The organism is Flavobacterium sp. GNP011 (assembly GCF_056428925.1).
Map to the genome: position 1 here is coordinate 1 of NZ_JBWJVJ010000061.1, position 435 is coordinate 435.

At 45.5% G+C, this 435-nt stretch carries 1 protein-coding gene; it reads left to right on the forward strand.

The features are described from left to right. Nucleotides 1-435: Calx-beta domain-containing protein (locus AC061E_RS16635; RefSeq protein WP_478287254.1), on the forward strand; the 435-nt coding region annotated here is incomplete at both ends.

The window sequence follows — 435 nt, forward strand, 5'->3', positions numbered from 1 at the left end:
CAGGAACTATTGAAGATAATGACAATGCACCAGTGGTAACGATTGAGGATGCTACTATTGCTGAGGGCGGAAACTTGAGTTTCCCAGTGACATTGAGCAACCCATCGGCTACAGACATCACCCTTACTTTAGGCTTTACCAATATATCGACTACTAACGGAGATTACACTACTACAGCAGTAACGGTAACCTTCTTAGCAGGAGCTACAACAGCAACAGCAACCGTACCAAGTACGGCAGATACTATTGATGAGAATAACGAGACCTTCACCATAGCAATCACCAGCGCTACAGGAACCGTTGGATCAACAACCGATACCGCTACAGGAACTATTGAAGATAATGACAATGCACCAGTGGTAACGATTGAGGATGCTACTATTGCTGAGGGCGGAAACTTGAGTTTCCCAGTGACATTGAGCAACCCATCGGCTA